The sequence below is a fragment of the Pseudorhodoplanes sp. genome, assembly GCF_050250235.1.
Lineage (GTDB): Bacteria > Pseudomonadota > Alphaproteobacteria > Rhizobiales > Xanthobacteraceae > Pseudorhodoplanes.
Genome location: NZ_JBFWPA010000013.1, coordinates 18,952 through 33,088, shown reverse-complemented (window position 1 = coordinate 33,088; position 14,137 = coordinate 18,952). Strand labels below are relative to the sequence as shown.

18 protein-coding genes and 1 pseudogene are annotated in these 14,137 nt (G+C 63.6%); 5 read left to right on the top strand and 14 right to left on the bottom strand.

Features of this window, described 5'->3' with window-relative positions; translation table 11 throughout:
- Nucleotides 1-86 precede the first annotated feature (86 nt).
- From AB7F49_RS08510 to lepA, 4 genes and pseudogenes are all read right to left on the bottom strand, one after another.
- Nucleotides 87-281, bottom strand: a pseudogene (locus AB7F49_RS08510) (elongation factor 4); the annotation flags it as partial.
- A gap of 6 nt (nt 282-287) precedes the next feature.
- Nucleotides 288-509, bottom strand: a complete 222-nt coding sequence (locus AB7F49_RS08505) for a DUF2283 domain-containing protein (RefSeq protein ID WP_428521405.1) — start codon at nt 507-509, stop codon at nt 288-290.
- Nucleotides 506-733, bottom strand: coding sequence for a DUF4258 domain-containing protein (locus AB7F49_RS08500; RefSeq protein WP_428521404.1), 228 nt, complete (start codon nt 731-733; stop codon nt 506-508). Before AB7F49_RS08500 ends, AB7F49_RS08505 begins: the two co-directional genes overlap by 4 nt.
- Nucleotides 734-834: 101 nt before the next feature.
- Nucleotides 835-2,646, bottom strand: coding sequence for a translation elongation factor 4 (gene lepA / locus AB7F49_RS08495; RefSeq protein ID WP_428521403.1), 1,812 nt, complete (start codon nt 2,644-2,646; stop codon nt 835-837).
- 80 nt (nt 2,647-2,726) lie between these two features.
- On the opposite strand from lepA, the gene AB7F49_RS08490 reads away from it, so the two are divergent.
- Nucleotides 2,727-3,215 carry an N-acetyltransferase family protein gene (locus tag AB7F49_RS08490; RefSeq protein ID WP_428521402.1) on the top strand — a complete coding sequence of 163 codons (489 nt, stop codon included), beginning with the start codon at nt 2,727-2,729 and terminating at the stop codon, nt 3,213-3,215.
- Between the two features lie 11 nt (nt 3,216-3,226).
- Here the strand turns inward: AB7F49_RS08490 and AB7F49_RS08485 are convergent, their stop codons facing one another.
- From AB7F49_RS08485 to AB7F49_RS08475, 3 genes are all read right to left on the bottom strand, one after another.
- Nucleotides 3,227-3,943: a cytochrome c biogenesis CcdA family protein gene (locus AB7F49_RS08485; protein WP_428521401.1), complete on the bottom strand. Its 717-nt coding sequence runs from the start codon at nt 3,941-3,943 to the stop codon at nt 3,227-3,229.
- Between the two features lie 6 nt (nt 3,944-3,949).
- Nucleotides 3,950-4,363: a thioredoxin family protein gene (locus AB7F49_RS08480; protein WP_428521400.1), complete on the bottom strand. Its 414-nt coding sequence runs from the start codon at nt 4,361-4,363 to the stop codon at nt 3,950-3,952.
- A gap of 261 nt (nt 4,364-4,624) precedes the next feature.
- On the bottom strand, nt 4,625-5,107 hold the full coding sequence (locus tag AB7F49_RS08475; RefSeq protein WP_428521399.1) for a DUF1801 domain-containing protein: 483 nt from the start codon (nt 5,105-5,107) through the stop codon (nt 4,625-4,627).
- A 120-nt stretch (nt 5,108-5,227) separates the two neighbouring features.
- Between AB7F49_RS08475 and AB7F49_RS08470 the strand changes: the two genes are divergently transcribed.
- Complete coding sequence (locus AB7F49_RS08470) at nt 5,228-5,671, top strand: SRPBCC family protein (RefSeq protein WP_428521398.1); 444 nt, start codon at nt 5,228-5,230, stop codon at nt 5,669-5,671.
- A gap of 16 nt (nt 5,672-5,687) precedes the next feature.
- On the opposite strand, the gene AB7F49_RS08465 is transcribed toward AB7F49_RS08470, so the two are convergent.
- The 3 genes from AB7F49_RS08465 to AB7F49_RS08455 all read right to left on the bottom strand — a co-directional run bounded on the left by AB7F49_RS08465 (nt 5,688) and on the right by AB7F49_RS08455 (nt 7,943).
- Nucleotides 5,688-6,587 carry an alpha/beta fold hydrolase gene (locus AB7F49_RS08465; RefSeq protein ID WP_428521397.1) on the bottom strand — a complete coding sequence of 300 codons (900 nt, stop codon included), beginning with the start codon at nt 6,585-6,587 and terminating at the stop codon, nt 5,688-5,690.
- Nucleotides 6,588-6,692: 105 nt separating this feature from the next.
- Nucleotides 6,693-7,196, bottom strand: coding sequence for a DUF1801 domain-containing protein (locus tag AB7F49_RS08460; RefSeq protein WP_428521396.1), 504 nt, complete (start codon nt 7,194-7,196; stop codon nt 6,693-6,695).
- 87 nt (nt 7,197-7,283) lie between these two features.
- Nucleotides 7,284-7,943, bottom strand: a complete 660-nt coding sequence (locus tag AB7F49_RS08455) for a flavin reductase family protein (protein WP_428521395.1) — start codon at nt 7,941-7,943, stop codon at nt 7,284-7,286.
- Between the two features lie 175 nt (nt 7,944-8,118).
- Here AB7F49_RS08455 and AB7F49_RS08450 point away from each other — a divergent pair, with 175 nt between their 5' ends.
- Nucleotides 8,119-8,952 carry a helix-turn-helix domain-containing protein gene (locus AB7F49_RS08450; RefSeq protein WP_428521394.1) on the top strand — a complete coding sequence of 278 codons (834 nt, stop codon included), beginning with the start codon at nt 8,119-8,121 and terminating at the stop codon, nt 8,950-8,952.
- 66 nt (nt 8,953-9,018) lie between these two features.
- Here the strand turns inward: AB7F49_RS08450 and ahcY are convergent, their stop codons facing one another.
- The gene (gene ahcY / locus AB7F49_RS08445) at nt 9,019-10,452 is read right to left on the bottom strand and encodes an adenosylhomocysteinase (protein ID WP_428521393.1); all 1,434 of its coding nucleotides are present in this window, start codon (nt 10,450-10,452) and stop codon (nt 9,019-9,021) included.
- 187 nt (nt 10,453-10,639) lie between these two features.
- On the opposite strand from ahcY, the gene AB7F49_RS08440 reads away from it, so the two are divergent.
- Entirely contained in the window at nt 10,640-11,104 is a 465-nt protein-coding gene (locus tag AB7F49_RS08440) for an Rrf2 family transcriptional regulator (RefSeq protein ID WP_428521392.1), read from the top strand.
- An 18-nt stretch (nt 11,105-11,122) separates the two neighbouring features.
- Entirely contained in the window at nt 11,123-11,806 is a 684-nt protein-coding gene (locus AB7F49_RS08435; protein WP_428521391.1) for a class I SAM-dependent methyltransferase, read from the top strand.
- A gap of 18 nt (nt 11,807-11,824) precedes the next feature.
- Here the strand turns inward: AB7F49_RS08435 and AB7F49_RS08430 are convergent, their stop codons facing one another.
- The 3 genes from AB7F49_RS08430 to AB7F49_RS08420 are packed head-to-tail and all read right to left on the bottom strand — an operon-like array spanning nt 11,825 to nt 13,966.
- Nucleotides 11,825-12,274 carry a hypothetical protein gene (locus tag AB7F49_RS08430; RefSeq protein ID WP_428521390.1) on the bottom strand — a complete coding sequence of 150 codons (450 nt, stop codon included), beginning with the start codon at nt 12,272-12,274 and terminating at the stop codon, nt 11,825-11,827.
- A complete protein-coding gene (locus AB7F49_RS08425) occupies nt 12,264-13,163 on the bottom strand; it encodes a ParA family protein (RefSeq protein ID WP_428521389.1) in 900 nt (299 codons plus the stop codon). The genes AB7F49_RS08430 and AB7F49_RS08425 overlap by 11 nt, the downstream gene beginning before the upstream one ends.
- On the bottom strand, nt 13,160-13,966 hold the full coding sequence (locus tag AB7F49_RS08420; RefSeq protein WP_428521388.1) for a hypothetical protein: 807 nt from the start codon (nt 13,964-13,966) through the stop codon (nt 13,160-13,162). Before AB7F49_RS08420 ends, AB7F49_RS08425 begins: the two co-directional genes overlap by 4 nt.
- Nucleotides 13,967-14,137: the final 171 nt, after the last annotated feature.

Here is a 14,137-nt window from a genome sequence, read left to right as displayed (position 1 = left end):
GCAGCATCCCCCTCACCCGGCGCGCCGCTCCACCCTCTCCCGCAAGCGGGGAGGGAAGAAAGGTCACGTACCCGACTTGAGCGTCGTCACGTATCCACCTTCAGCGCCGCGATGAACGCCTCCTGCGGGATGTCCACCTTCCCGTACTGGCGCATCTTCTTCTTGCCTTCCTTCTGCTTCTCCAGAAGCTTTCGCTTGCGCGTGGCGTCGCCGCCGTAGCATTTCGCGGTCACATCCTTGCGCAGCGCGCGCACGGTCTCGCGCGCGATCACCTTGCCGCCGCCCGACTATTCGGCCGCGTCGATCCTCTGTCCACCCGGTCGTCTCGCCTTCTGCCAGTCACCGGGCGCGAGCACCTTACTCGCGAAAAGGATTTCGATACCGAGAATGCGGCCCTCTGCGTTAACGTCAGCAACAAGCTCGCCGATGGTTTCCTGCCGGTCGATTGTGCCGCGCGCGAGATAGATATAGGCCGCGTCGGCTTCCGGATCGTAGGTCATGTCGATCATGATTTGCGCCTCGCGTTCCGGTCAAACATAACACTGATGATGCGGATTGTCGTTTCCGTTTCGGCGCATACGACGCGAAGGATCCGTCCCTGCGCCTCTGGTACGGACTTGAACCGGCGCTGAAGCGCACGATCCTTCGGCTCAGGCTCGGTCCAGTCCGGGTTCCGTGCCGCACTTTCGATCCACGTGGTTGAAGTGCCGCTCCTGCAAGCGAACCCGCGCATGAGCCGTCCAAACGATAGGCTTGGTCATGCCCTAGTCACCCCCCCCTCTGCCGGCTCGGCGCAGCCTCGCCACCCTCTCCGGCAAGCGGGAGAGAGAAAGACTACGTATCCACCTTCAGCGCCGCGATGAACGCCTCCTGCGGGATGTCCACCTTCCCGTACTGGCGCATCTTCTTCTTGCCTTCCTTCTGCTTCTCCAGAAGCTTGCGCTTGCGCGTAGCGTCGCCGCCGTAGCATTTCGCGGTCACATCCTTGCGCAGCGCGCGCACGGTCTCGCGCGCGATCACCTTGCCGCCGATCGCGGCCTGGATCGGCACCTGGAACATGTGCGGCGGGATCAGTTCCTTGAGCTTTTCGACCATGGCCCGGCCGCGGCCCTCGGCGCGGGTCTTGTGCACGAGCATGGCGAGCGCATCGACCGGTTCGGCATTGACCAGGATCTGCATCTTGACGAGGTCGGACGGCTTGTAGTCGGTCAGGTGATAGTCGAACGAGGCATAGCCCTTCGACACCGATTTCAGCCGGTCGTAGAAATCGAACACCACCTCGTTGAGCGGCAGGTCGTATTTGACCATGGCGCGGTTGCCGACATAGGTCAGCTCTTTCTGGTTGCCGCGCCGGTCCTGGCAGAGCTTCAGCACCGAACCGAGATATTCGTCGGGCGTGAGAATCGTCGCCTCGATCCACGGCTCCTGAATCTCCTCGATCTTCACCACGTCCGGCATGTCGACCGGATTGTGAATCTCGATCTGGCTGCCGTCGGTCAGCGTCATCTTGTAGATCACGCTCGGCGCGGTCGCGATCAGGTCGAGGTTGAATTCGCGCTCCAGCCGTTCCTGGATGATTTCGAGATGAAGGAGCCCCAGGAAGCCGCAGCGGAAGCCAAAGCCGAGCGCGGCCGACGTCTCCATCTCGAACGAAAAGCTGGCATCGTTGAGGCGCAGCTTGCCCATCGCCGCGCGCAGGTCCTCGAATTGCGCGGCATCGACCGGAAAGAGACCGCAGAACACCACCGGGATCGCCGCCTTGAAGCCCGGCAGCGGCTCTGCAGTCGGCTTCCTGGCATTGGTGAGCGTGTCACCGACTCTCGTATCGGCCACTTCCTTGATCGAGGCGGTGAGGAAGCCGATCTCGCCGGGCCCCAGTTCCTTCACTTCGGTCTTTTTCGGCGTGAACACGCCGACGCGGTCGACGCCGTATTCCGCGCCGGTCCGCATCATCTGGATCTGGTCGCCTTCCTTCATCGTGCCATCGACGATGCGCACCAGCACAATGACGCCGAGATAGGGGTCGTACCAGGAATCGACCAAGAGCGCTTTCAGCGGCGCATTGCGGTCGCCCTTCGGCGCCGGCAGGCGATGCACGATCGCCTCCAGCACCTCGGGAATGCCAACGCCGGTCTTGGCGGAAATCGGGATCGCGTCCGAGGCGTCGATGCCGATCACGTCCTCGATCTGCTGCTTGACCTTCTCGGGCTCGGCCGCCGGCAGATCGACCTTGTTCAGGACCGGCACGATCTCATGGTTGTTCTCGATCGCCTGGTAGACGTTGGCGAGCGTCTGCGCCTCCACGCCCTGCGAGGCGTCGACTACCAGCAGCGAGCCCTCGCAGGCCGCGAGCGAGCGGTTCACCTCATAGGCGAAGTCGACATGGCCCGGCGTATCGATGAGATTGAGAATGTAATCCTTGCCATCCCGGGCGCGGTATTTCAGGCGCACGGTCTGCGCCTTGATGGTGATGCCGCGCTCGCGCTCGATATCCATCGAGTCGAGCACCTGCTCCTTGCCCGCCATTTCGCGCTCGTCCAGCCCGCCGGTAAGCTGGATCAGCCGGTCGGCGAGCGTGGATTTGCCGTGGTCGATATGCGCGACGATGGAAAAATTGCGGATATTGTCGATGGTTGCCGCTGTCATGGCCGGCGGGATAGCATCGGTTTCAAGGGGCCACAAGCAACGATAACGGGCCCGAAAACGGCGTCAGGGAGGCGCTTCAGGTGGCGACGATCCGGCACGCAACGGAAGCCGATCTGCCCGCGATTCTCGCAATCTATAACGACGCCGTCATGAAAACCACGGCGATCTGGAACGAGGCGCCATCCGATCTGGAAAGCCGGCACGTCTGGCTGGCCGCGCGGCGAAAGGCTGGTTTCCCGGTGCTGGTAGCCGACGAGGACGGCGTCCAGGGCTATGGCAGCTTCGGCGAGTTCCGCCCCTTCGAGGGCTTCCGCCACACCGTCGAACATTCCGTTTATGTGCTGGACGAGGCGCAGGGCAAAGGGCTCGGCCGGATGCTGCTCGCCGCGCTGATCGCCGAGGCGCGGGTGATGGGAAAGCGTGTCATGATCGGCGCCATCGACGCCTCGAATTACGGCTCGCTCGCGCTGCATGAGAACATGGGCTTCGAGGAGACCGGCCGGCTGCCCGGCGTCGGCGAGAAATTCGGCAAGCGGCTCGATCTCGTACTGGTGCAACTGACGCTGTGAGCTGTCTGCATCTAGAACCGCGTCGTCAGTTCGGTCAGCCAGGCCGGCGACGCCTCGACCAGAATTGTCTCAAGCCGCTTGTCGAAGCCGGTCAGGATCATGATCCCGGTAGCAACCAGGATCGCCCCCATGATCGCCTTGCCGCCGCTGCCGGCCGCAAGCATGCGACCGCGCCAGCGGGTCAGCGCCTCGCGTGACATCAGGCCGATCAGCAGCAGCGGGATCGCCGCCCCGACACCGAACGCGAACATCGTCAGCGCAACGAGGCCCAGATTCTCCGCGCGCGCGGCCAGCAGCGAGGCCGCACCCAGCGTCGGTCCGACGCAGGGGCTCCACACCGCGCCCAGCAGCAGCCCGACCGCGAATTGCCTGCCGAGCCCGCGGCCGGGCACATCCCCGGCCTGCGCCTGCATCCAGTTTCCGACCGGCCCGGCGGCAGCCACGACCTGAGCCTGCAGGCGCGGAACCAGCAGCGCACCGCCGATCACGATCAGCAGGACGGCCGCAACCGCGCGAAACACCTCATGGTCAAGCCCAAGCGAGAATCCGATGGTCGCAACGAACAGGCCGATCGTCACGAACGAAAGAGCGAGGCCCGCGGCAAGCGCCGCGGGCCCGAACCGGTGTTCGCCCGTCGCAGCACCCAGAACGATCGGGATCAGCGGCAGCACGCAGGGCGACAGGATCGACAGCAATCCTGCCAGCAATGCGAGGGCGATGCCGGTCATCGGCCGTCAGAGACCCCTGGCAAGCAGCGCTTCGATCGAGGCCGGATTGGTATCCGCTACCGAACGGCCTGCCTCCTGCTTGCCCTTGAACACGATCAGCGTGCTCTGGCGCTGGACGTTGAACTTGCGCAGCACGTCCTTCTGGGAATCGTAATCGACATTGAACGCGACAACATTCCTGAACCGGGGATCGCCCATCAGCTTCGACAGGATCGGCGCCTGCGCCTTGCAGGTCGGGCACCAGGATGCCGAGACATCGATCAGAATCGGCTTGCCGGACGCCTGCGCCGCCTCGAACGCCGCGGCGGTGTAGGGCTTCTTGTCCGCGGCAACAGCGGCGGAAGTGAAAGACAGAGCCAGGCCAAGACCCAGCATTCCCAGAAGACCCAGCATTCCCAGAAGATGACGTTTGCTCAGCATGATCGATCCCACCGATGAAAACCGTGAAGTTTGACAGCGCTGCCGGAGTCCCCGCCCCGGGCAGCATTGCCCTCGTGAGACTTCGTTCGCAGGGGCACCGCGGTTACAGCAGCATGACCGCCCGGACGATATTCCAGGCGGGCACTGGCAATCACGTCAAACCCTTGTTTTGGTTAGATAATCGGACAGCCGATGCAGCGCCGGGCCGGGGCCGATCACGAATATTTCAGCTGAATGCACCAGCGCGCGCCGCAGAGGCTTTCATGCCGATTTCGGCTTCTTTCGGGGCGGCGTGGCCGCTTTTCGCGACGCATTCAGCGCCACGGCGGAGCGGATGAGCGCCTTGAACGCCGTTGCGTTGATCGTTTCGCCCTCGTGGATATCGATGGCGCGCCGCAGATTGCCGTCCAGGCTGGCGTTGAACAGGCCGTCCGGATCAAGCAGCGCCGCGCCCTTCGCGAAAGTCAGCTTCACCTTGTCCCTGTAGGACTCGCCGGTGCAGATCAGTCCGTTATGCTCCCACACCGGAACACCCGCCGGATTCGACGGCTTCCGCCATTTCACGTCCTCGACCACATCCGGGCAGGCTTCCCGGATCAGCTTGCGCACGCGTGCAAGCATCTCGCCGCGCCAGTCGGACAACGAAACGATCCTTGCGTCGACCGGCCCGGCGTGAGCGCCTTCACGTCCCCGTTCCGCCGCACTGCCCTTTGTCTTCTTCATGCTCGTCGCCGCATTTGTCATGGTTGGACCACACTCCTTCGCATATAAGCACGGCCGGACGCTGGCGCGTTCGGGTCGAAGCGAACCGCAACGCAGCGGTCGGATGCGTCAGCGGACCGTCCCCTTCAGGAGAAACACCTCGTGCCCGGCACTGTTCGATTGCACCGCGTTCTCGCCACGAATCCCGAGAAAGTCTATCGCGCCTTCACCGAGGCCGACGCCATGGCGAAGTGGCTGCCGCCCAACGGCTTTACCTGCACCATACATCACTTCGAGGCGAAGGCCGGCGGCGCCTTCCGTATGTCGTTTCGCAATTTCACCACAGGCCACAGCCATTCGTTCGGAGGTGAGTTTCTGGAACTCGTGCCGGGCGAGCGCCTGCGCTACACGGACCGCTTCGACGATCCCAACCTGCCGGGCGAAATTCAGGTGACGGTCACCCTCAACGCCGTCTCCTGCGGCACCGACCTGACCGTCGTGCAGGAGGGCATTCCCGATGTGATCCCCGTGGAGATGTGCACCCTCGGCTGGCAGGAATCGCTGCGAAATCTTGCCAGCCTCGTGGAGCCTGAGATCAACCAGTAGTGCGCCGGCGAATCCGCTACGCCCGCAACTCCTCGGCCGCAATCGCAAGGATATCGTCCGCCGCACCGACCGCGATAAAGTGCCCGGCATCCTCGATGCTGTGCCAGACCGCACCGGGCATGCGATCCGCGATCGCCAGATTGATGAACGGCGGGACCAGCGTGTCGGCAAGGCCCTGCCAGAAATGGACGGGCCGCTCGATCCTGGTCACGTCGAACGCCCATGCGCGATACAGAAGCTCGCTGTCGCGCACAAGGCCTTCGCTGCCCTGCGCGAAGCATTCGGCGCTGGCGTCGCAGAATGCGGCTTCGACGCCCGGCCGCAGCAGCACCTGGCGGTCATAGTCGTTCACGGCCTTCAGCAATTCCTTGAAATAGGTTTCGCGGAAATGCTCGGCGGTGATGCCGATCGCCGCGTACATCAGCCGGAAGCCCGGCTCGAGATGCAGCGCCAGAAAGCCGCCGAGCGCGTCGGCTTTCGACAGGCGGTCCGCGGCCCAGTTGTCGCCGAACGCGCCGTAGCATCCGCCGGCGATGTTGGTGACATGGCGCAGCCGCGCCGGATCGACATACGCCGCGGCGGCCAGCGCCCATGGCCCGCCCTCCGACCAGCCGGTCACGCCGAATGTTTGGTGCCCCAGCGCGTCGGCAATCGCGGTCATGTCGTCGGCCCAGCCGGCGTAAGTGCGGTTCGCCTGCAGAGAGGATTGCCCGATGCCCGGCCGGTCGACGCAGACGAAGCGCAGCTTGTGCTTCATGGCGGCCTCCGCGAACAAGAGCGCCTCGAGCCGGCTGCTCGGTCCGCCGTGATTGTGGATCACCAGCGGGCCGGAAGGGTCGCCGACTTCGAGACAGGCGAGCGTGCGGCCGTCGCTCGTGACCACCGTCCTGGCTGTTGCGGACACTGCGGTATTCATCGGTCTCCCGTAGGATGGGTTGAGCCCTTGCGAAACCCATCAAATTCCTGTGTCGATCCGGTGATGGGTTTCGCTGCACTCAACCCATCCTACGGTAATCCCTCCTCACATCTTCTCGCCCGGCAATGCGCTGGCCTGCCGCACCCAGTCGGCGAACCGCGACTCGTCGAACCCGTCCTCGTAGATGTCGAGATAGCGCACCTCCTTCTGCTTCGAGGTGCCAGGCGGTACGGGATCGAGCGAGGTACCGCGGAAGAACGCGACCTTGATGTATTTCGCGAAGACATGAAAGCTGAGGAACCAGACACCGTCCTCCACGCCGTAGAACGGCGAATTCCACTTCACCGCCTTCTTCACGCCGGGCACGGTGCTTACGGTCAGCGCGTCAAGCCGGCGCCCCACATCGCGCTTCCAGCCCGGCATCGCGGCGATATAGGCCTGCACCGGGGCGTCGCCGGTGCCCTTCGCGATTTGCGGATTGCCGCCGGAGAGGAGTTTCGGAGCCGATTTGCCACGCGTCGCGGATGGCGACGCAGCCTTGCTCGCAGCCTTGCGCTGTCCGCTCGCAGGTTTAACCGATGTCGCCGCCTTGCCGGCCTTCCTTGCCATCGCGCGCTCCACTTCCAGGATGCGCGTTATATCAAAAATCGGCCGGGCAATGCCGGCCGTTGGAAGCAAACGGGCGACGCATGGCTCTCACGCGCTGGCGCGGCCTTCCATGCCGGCCTTGAGCAGCTCGTTCTTGCTCGGGATCACCATCTCGAACAGGGAATCGACACTGGTGTAATCGTAATAGCCCATCTTGGCGATCGGGCGGATCTTCAGGATATCGACGCGGCCCTCCGGCGTAATCGCATCATCCGAAATGTGAACGCCGATCACCCGGCCGATGACCACATCGGTGGTTCCGATCGTGCCGTTTCCGGGCAGGCGGATCGTCTGATAATAGCGGCACTCGAAGTGGATCGGGGACTCGGCCACCATTGCCGGCCGCACCAGTTTGGCCGGCGTTTTGGTCAGGCCGGCCATCACGAACTCGTCGACGTCGGGCGGAAACTGCTCCGCCGAGATGTTGACCGCTTCACGCAAGTCATACGTCGCCATGTTCCAGACGAATTCGCCGGTCTGCTCGGCATTGATGCAGGAATCCTTTCGCGCTCCGTCGGTGGTCTGATTGGCCGAGAACATCACGTAAGGAGGATCGAATGTCAGGCTGTTGAACTGGCTGAAGGGCGCGAGGTTGTGCACGCCGTCGGCGCTCAGGGTCGAAATCCAGCCCACCGGTCGCGGCACTACGCAAGCCTTGTAAGGGCTGTATTTGAGACCGTGAGAAGTCTTGCCCGGTTCGTAGAACAAGGGGTCCTCCGTCGAAATGTTGGTGCGCAAACCGCGCTTGGCCGCTCAGCGAGGACGACCATCAGGTCATCGCGAACGCCAGCGGCCAGATTACCGTAGCTTTACACCCGGGACGGCTCACACTAATTTTAAACGGACGTGCACCTGATGCACGCAGCCTGGCGGAGGTGGGCGCATGGGTCCAACTCGCTCTTCTCGCTACAAACCCGTCCGCGGGCTCGTGCGCGGACTGAGCATTCTCGGCACGCTGGGCGAGCGATCCCATGGCGGCTGGAGCCCGACCGAGCTGGCCGATACGCTCGACATTCATCGGACGACGCTGAAGCGCCTCTGCGAAACCCTGCGCCAGCTTCATTATTTGTCGTTCGACGCCGACACCGGACGCTACAGCCTGGCGCCCGCAATCCGCAGTCTCGCCGCGGGCTTTCGCGACGACGATGCGCTGATTCTGGCTGCGCAGCGCATTTTGCCGGAATTGATCGAGTCGGTGGTCTGGCCGGTATTCCTGAGTATTCCCGAAAAGCATGCGATGGTGTCGCGCCTCGAAAATCACCATCTGAGTCCGCTGGCATTTCATCGCACGACCTTGGGACACAGCTTTCCGTTCCACACGACCGCGACCGGCAGGGCCTACATCGCGGCATGCGCGCCCGAGCAGCGGCGCGAACTTCTGCGCAGCCAGCTGCCGCCCAGAATGCGCTCGCGCGCGGAGATCGGCCTGCTGGAGCGGCGGATCGCGGCGCGTGTGATCGACGGATTTGGCGTCAATGACAGCGGCTGGGGCTCGTTCAAGAACTTCAGTGCGATCGCATTGCCGGTCTACGTCGATTGTCTTTTGGCGGGAACCCTGACGATGGGGTTCCCGCGAAGCGCCATGAGCAACAGGCAGGCGATTGAACGATTTGGGGACAGGATGCGGATCGAAGTCGATCGGATCGGCGCTGCCGCTGGCGCCGCCTTGCCGGTTGCGAAAATGGCCGGGCGTTGCCCGGCCATTTGCAAATCCTGATGCCCCTCATCCGCCTCGCTTACGCTCGCACCTTCTCCCCGCTGGAGCGAGGAGAAGGAAGAAGCATCAATACCGGTAATGCTCCGGCTTGTAGGGGCCGTCCTGCTTCACGCCGATATAGTCGGCCTGTTCCTTGGAGAGCTTGGTCAGCTTCACGCCGATCTTGTCGAGATGCAGGCGCGCGACCTTCTCGTCGAGATGCTTCGGCAGGGTATAGACCTTCTTCTCGTATTTGCCATCCTTGTTGTGCGCCCAGAGCTCGATCTGCGCCAGCGTCTGGTTGGTGAAGGAGGACGACATCACGAAGCTCGGATGGCCCATGGCATTGCCGAGATTCACCAGACGGCCTTCCGACAGCAGGATGATGCGGTGGCCGTCCGGGAACTCGATCTCGTCGACCTGCGGCTTGATGTTGACCCACTTCATGTTCTTCAACCCGGCCACGTCAATCTCGTTGTCGAAATGGCCGATGTTGCAGACCACCGCCCGGTCCTTCATCTTCCGCATGTGGTCGGCGGTGACGATGTCCTTGTTGCCGGTTGCGGTGACGAAGATGTCGGCGCGGGTCACCGCGTCTTCCATGGTCGTGACCTCGTAGCCCTCCATCGCCGCCTGCAGCGCGCAGATCGGATCGATCTCGGAAACCAGCACGCGGCAGCCGGCATTGCGAAGCGACGCCGCCGAGCCCTTGCCGACGTCGCCGAAGCCCGCGACCATCGCGACCTTGCCGGCCATCATCACGTCGGTGCCGCGGCGGATGCCGTCGACCAGCGACTCCTTGCAGCCATAGAGGTTGTCGAATTTCGACTTGGTGACGGAATCGTTGACGTTGATCGCGGGCCACAACAGCGTGCCGGCCTTCTGCATCTCGTACAGGCGGTGCACGCCGGTGGTGGTCTCTTCCGAGACGCCCTTGATCGACTTGCCGATCTCGCCGAACCAGCCCTTCGGCTTTTCCTTGAGGCAGCGCTTGATCAGCGCGAACAGGATTTCCTCTTCTTCCGAACCCGGCTTTTCCAGGAATGCGACATCGCCCTTTTCGGCACGGACGCCGAGATGGATGAACAGCGTGGCGTCACCGCCGTCATCGAGGATCATGTTCGGATAGCCGCCGCCATGCCAGTCGAACAGCTTGGCGGTGTAGTCCCAGTAATCCTTCAGGGTCTCGCCCTTCACCGCGAATACCGGAATGCCGGCGGCCGCGATCGCGGCGGCAGCGTGATCCTGGGTCGAGTAGATGTTGCACGACACCCAGCGCACGTCGGCACCGAGCGCGGCCAGGGTCTCGATCAGCACCGCGGTCTGGATCGTCATGTGCAGGGAGCCGGCGATGCGCGCGCCCTTCAGCGGCTGCGAGGCGCCGTATTCCTCGCGGGTCGCCATCAGGCCGGGCATTTCGGTTTCGGCGAGCGAGATTTCCTTGCGGCCGAACTCGGCGAGGCCGATGTCGGCGACGATGTAATCCGAAAAGCCGGGCTTTTTCGCTGCTGCTGCGGTCATGACGCTCCCTTGACGCTGTGTCTTGCGTGGATGTGCGGAAAAAGGGGATGCGGCCTGCACTGGCAGGCCACCGGTTCGGGCGCCCCTATAGCAGGGTCCGGACAACGGCGCAATGCGGATATAAAGATTTCTTTATGTGCCTTCCAAACACTTGACGCCATCCGCATCATGTAACATTGAAAGTTTCATGAGATACGACAGCCGATTGTCCGGCGTCCTCCATGTGCTGCTGCACATGGCCGAATTGGATGAGCCTGCGACGTCTGAGACGCTGGCGAAGGCGATGTGCACCAATCCGGTCGTGGTCCGCCGGATCATGGCGGGGTTGCGCGAGAAGGGCTTTGTCCGCTCGGAAAAGGGCCACGGGGGAGGCTGGACGCTGGCCTGCGACCTCTCGAAGGTGACACTGCGCGACATCTACAACGCGCTCGGCTGCCCGTCGCTGCTCGCGATCGGCAACCGCAGCGAGTCGCCGCAATGCCTGGTGGAGCAGGCGGTCAACGCGTCGCTCAACCAGGCGTACCGCGATGCCGAGACGCTGCTGCTGTCACGCCTCGAAGCGGTGACGCTCGCCGCACTGAGCGCCGATTTCCACCGGCGGCTCGCCGTGCGCGGCGGCGCCCCCGATGCGCCGCACCGGCATGTCTCCTGATCGAATGGAAGACACACGATGCGTGAGTTGCTTGCCCCGTTCTCCGATCCCGCTGCCGTCGCCCGTTATGCCGAGGGGCCGCCGCGCTTCGTGCCGGGCTTCGCCGATCTGCACCGCATGACCGGTCTGCTGCTGTCGGAGCGGGCGCCAGCGGATGCGCGCGTTCTGGTGCTCGGTGCCGGCGGCGGACTGGAACTGAAGGCGCTCGCGCGCATGCATCCGGGCTGGACCTTCGACGGCGTCGATCCGGCGCCGCAGATGCTGGAACTCGCGCAGCAAACGCTCGGACCGCTTGCTCCGCGCGCACGCCTGCATGAGGGGCTGATCGATATCGCGCCGGACGGGCCGTTCGATGCCGCCACCTCCCTGCTGACGCTGCATTTCCTCGCGGCCGACGAAAGGGTCCGCACCGCCCGCGAAATCCGGCGTCGGCTCAGGCCCGGTGCGCCGTTCGTGGCCGCACATTCCAGCTTTCCGCAGAGCGAGGCAGAGCGCAGGCTGTGGCTCAAGCGCTATGCCGCCTTCGCACTGGGGGCCGGCGCCGATCCCGCACAGACCGAAAAGATGCGCGCCGCTGTGGAAGCGCATCTGAACCTGTATAGCCCGGAACAGGACGAGGCGATCCTGCGCGAGGCCGGCTTTTCGGATGTCAGCCTGTTCTACGCGGCCTTCACCTGGCGCGGCTGGGTGGCTTACGCCTGACGCCGTGGCAGGGCGCCGCTATCGCTTCCTCACCGCGCCAGCCGACGCGAACCATTCGCCGTCGTTGCCGTCCGGCTTTTCCTCCTTGGGCTTGCGCGCCGCCTTCGTTTTCTTCGCCGGCTTTTCCGGTTTCGCCGCCGGCTCGACGTCTCCCTTGACCAGCTGGAGCAGATGCTGCCGGCGCCATGCGGCATCGGCCACCTTCTGCTCCGGATGATGCCTGTCGAGGCGGTTGACCAGGGTCTTCACCTCCGCGTCCTTCATGCCGTCGAGCAAAAGGCTGAATGTCCGCTTGCCCAGCGCCTTGCGCGCACTGCGCAATTCGGCGAGGCCCGTCGCTTTCGCCTTGACGAATTTCGTCAGGGCCGCGCGTGCGGACTTCGCGGCCTCCGCGCGCAACGATGCAAACGTCTCGGAGCTTTCCGCCATCAGGCGCCAGGCTTCGAAGCCATCGAGTTCAACAGCCATGAAGGGCCTCCCTCACCTCTTTGACGAGATCCGCGAGCATGATGTCGGCTCCATCTCTCCACTTCTGCGAAAAGGTCGGATGCGTGTCGATCTTGCCGAGCGCCTCGGCGATGGCGGCACGTTCGAGGATTTCGGTGTCGAAAACCGAAAATTTGGCATTGTCTTTCGCCGCTTCGGCGCGAAGCCGTTCACTCGTCCTGTCATGCTCCCTGATCGGCCGGCGTCGCGTGATCAGGACATGGGGCGGCCGCTTCGGCTTCTTCAGGCTGCTCTGGTCGGCGATCGGCCCGCTCCACAGGTTGCTGCAAAACGAATTGAGGCCATAGGTCGACAGGAAATCCGGAATCGTGGGAACGATTACGAGATTGGCGAGGCGAATGCTCACCTCGGTCATCACCGAGATGCCCGGCGCGCAATCGATCAGGATGTATTCGTAGGACTTGCGCGTCCGCTTCAGCTGCTCCTTGATGATCGCGTAAAGCGCCTCGACGACACGCTCGAGCGACATCCCCATTTTGGTGAGCGTGAAGATCAGGTCGCGTTCGACCAGCCGCAGTTCGGAACTCGACGCCAGAAGCGACAGCGGCAATTGCCGGCCGAGATGCGACACGTTGCTGATATGGGTGCGGATCCGCGATTCCAGCGTCGCGTCCTTCTGGCCCTTGATGAAATGGTCTTCGATGAAGGCGTCGATGGTGTTGCCGCCCTCGATGATGGTCCGGAGAAACTGGTCGCCGGCAAGACAGATCGAGGCATTGGCCTGCGGATCGAGATCGACGACAAGGGTTTCGGCGCCTCGCGCGGCAAGCGCCTCCGCGAGCCCGATCACGGTCGCGGTCTTGCCGACGCCGCCCTTCATGTTGGCGACGGCGATGATCTTGCCTTTCATGCCGGCGCGCCATTCAGCAGCGAGCGGATTTGCCGGCGCTGCTGGTCCTGCAGGCGTTCTTCGAGAAACAGGTCGATCTCGGCCGACGGCGTGGTCTTGCGCGCCGGCTCCACGAGAATGTCCCAGGTCTCGAATTGCTGCGGCTCATGGGCACGAATGAAGCCGATGCCGTGCTGACTGCATTGCTTCTCGATGCCGGACAGCTTCTTTTCGAACCTCGACCCGCCCGGAAGATGCCAGACGAGATATCCGAAGTTGGTGAAGCGCGTTTGCGCCAGCGCCTCATACACCGCGAGATCGGACGCGCCGCCGCTTTCCGCCTTCAGTTCGAAGCTGTGCACGTCGAACTCGATCCCCGGAAGAAACTTGAATTGCTTGACGCTGATCAGCGTGAAATCCGGCCGCGCCCATTGTACACCCGTTCTGCCGACACTCGACGTGTCATAGGTGAGGCATTTCGCGCCACGCAGGATGCCGAGTTCGTTCTGGATCGGGCCGTTGAGATATTTCCGCAGGCAAGGCATCAGCCTCGCTTCGGTCCAGCCGTCGGATGCCTCCTGGCGCCTGGCCTGTCTTGTCGTGCCGCGCGGCTTGCGTGAAAGCCGGCCGCCGGGCCCGGGCTGTACGCCAACTTCGCCTCGGTCGACCAGCGCCTGTCGCGCCGCGATGTAACGATCCTCGTCGATATCCGCGGACAAGGCGCGCGCCAGCATGACCCGCATGACCCGGTTCAAAACCGGCGTGCCGTCCTCCGGCAGCAGAACCAGCATCTGCTTGGCGATATCGTCGATCGATGCCGACATGAAAAGTCGTGCCGCCGCGAGCCATTGCGGCGTGCCCCTGTTCCCGCGAAGAGAGTATGTCGGGAAAGCTGCGGCTTCGCTACCCTGGATTGCAGGGAGGCCTTGGGCGCCTGTGGTCGTTTCCTCGGACGATCCGGAGAAAGCTGCAGGGCGGACCCTTGCGCTGGTCCG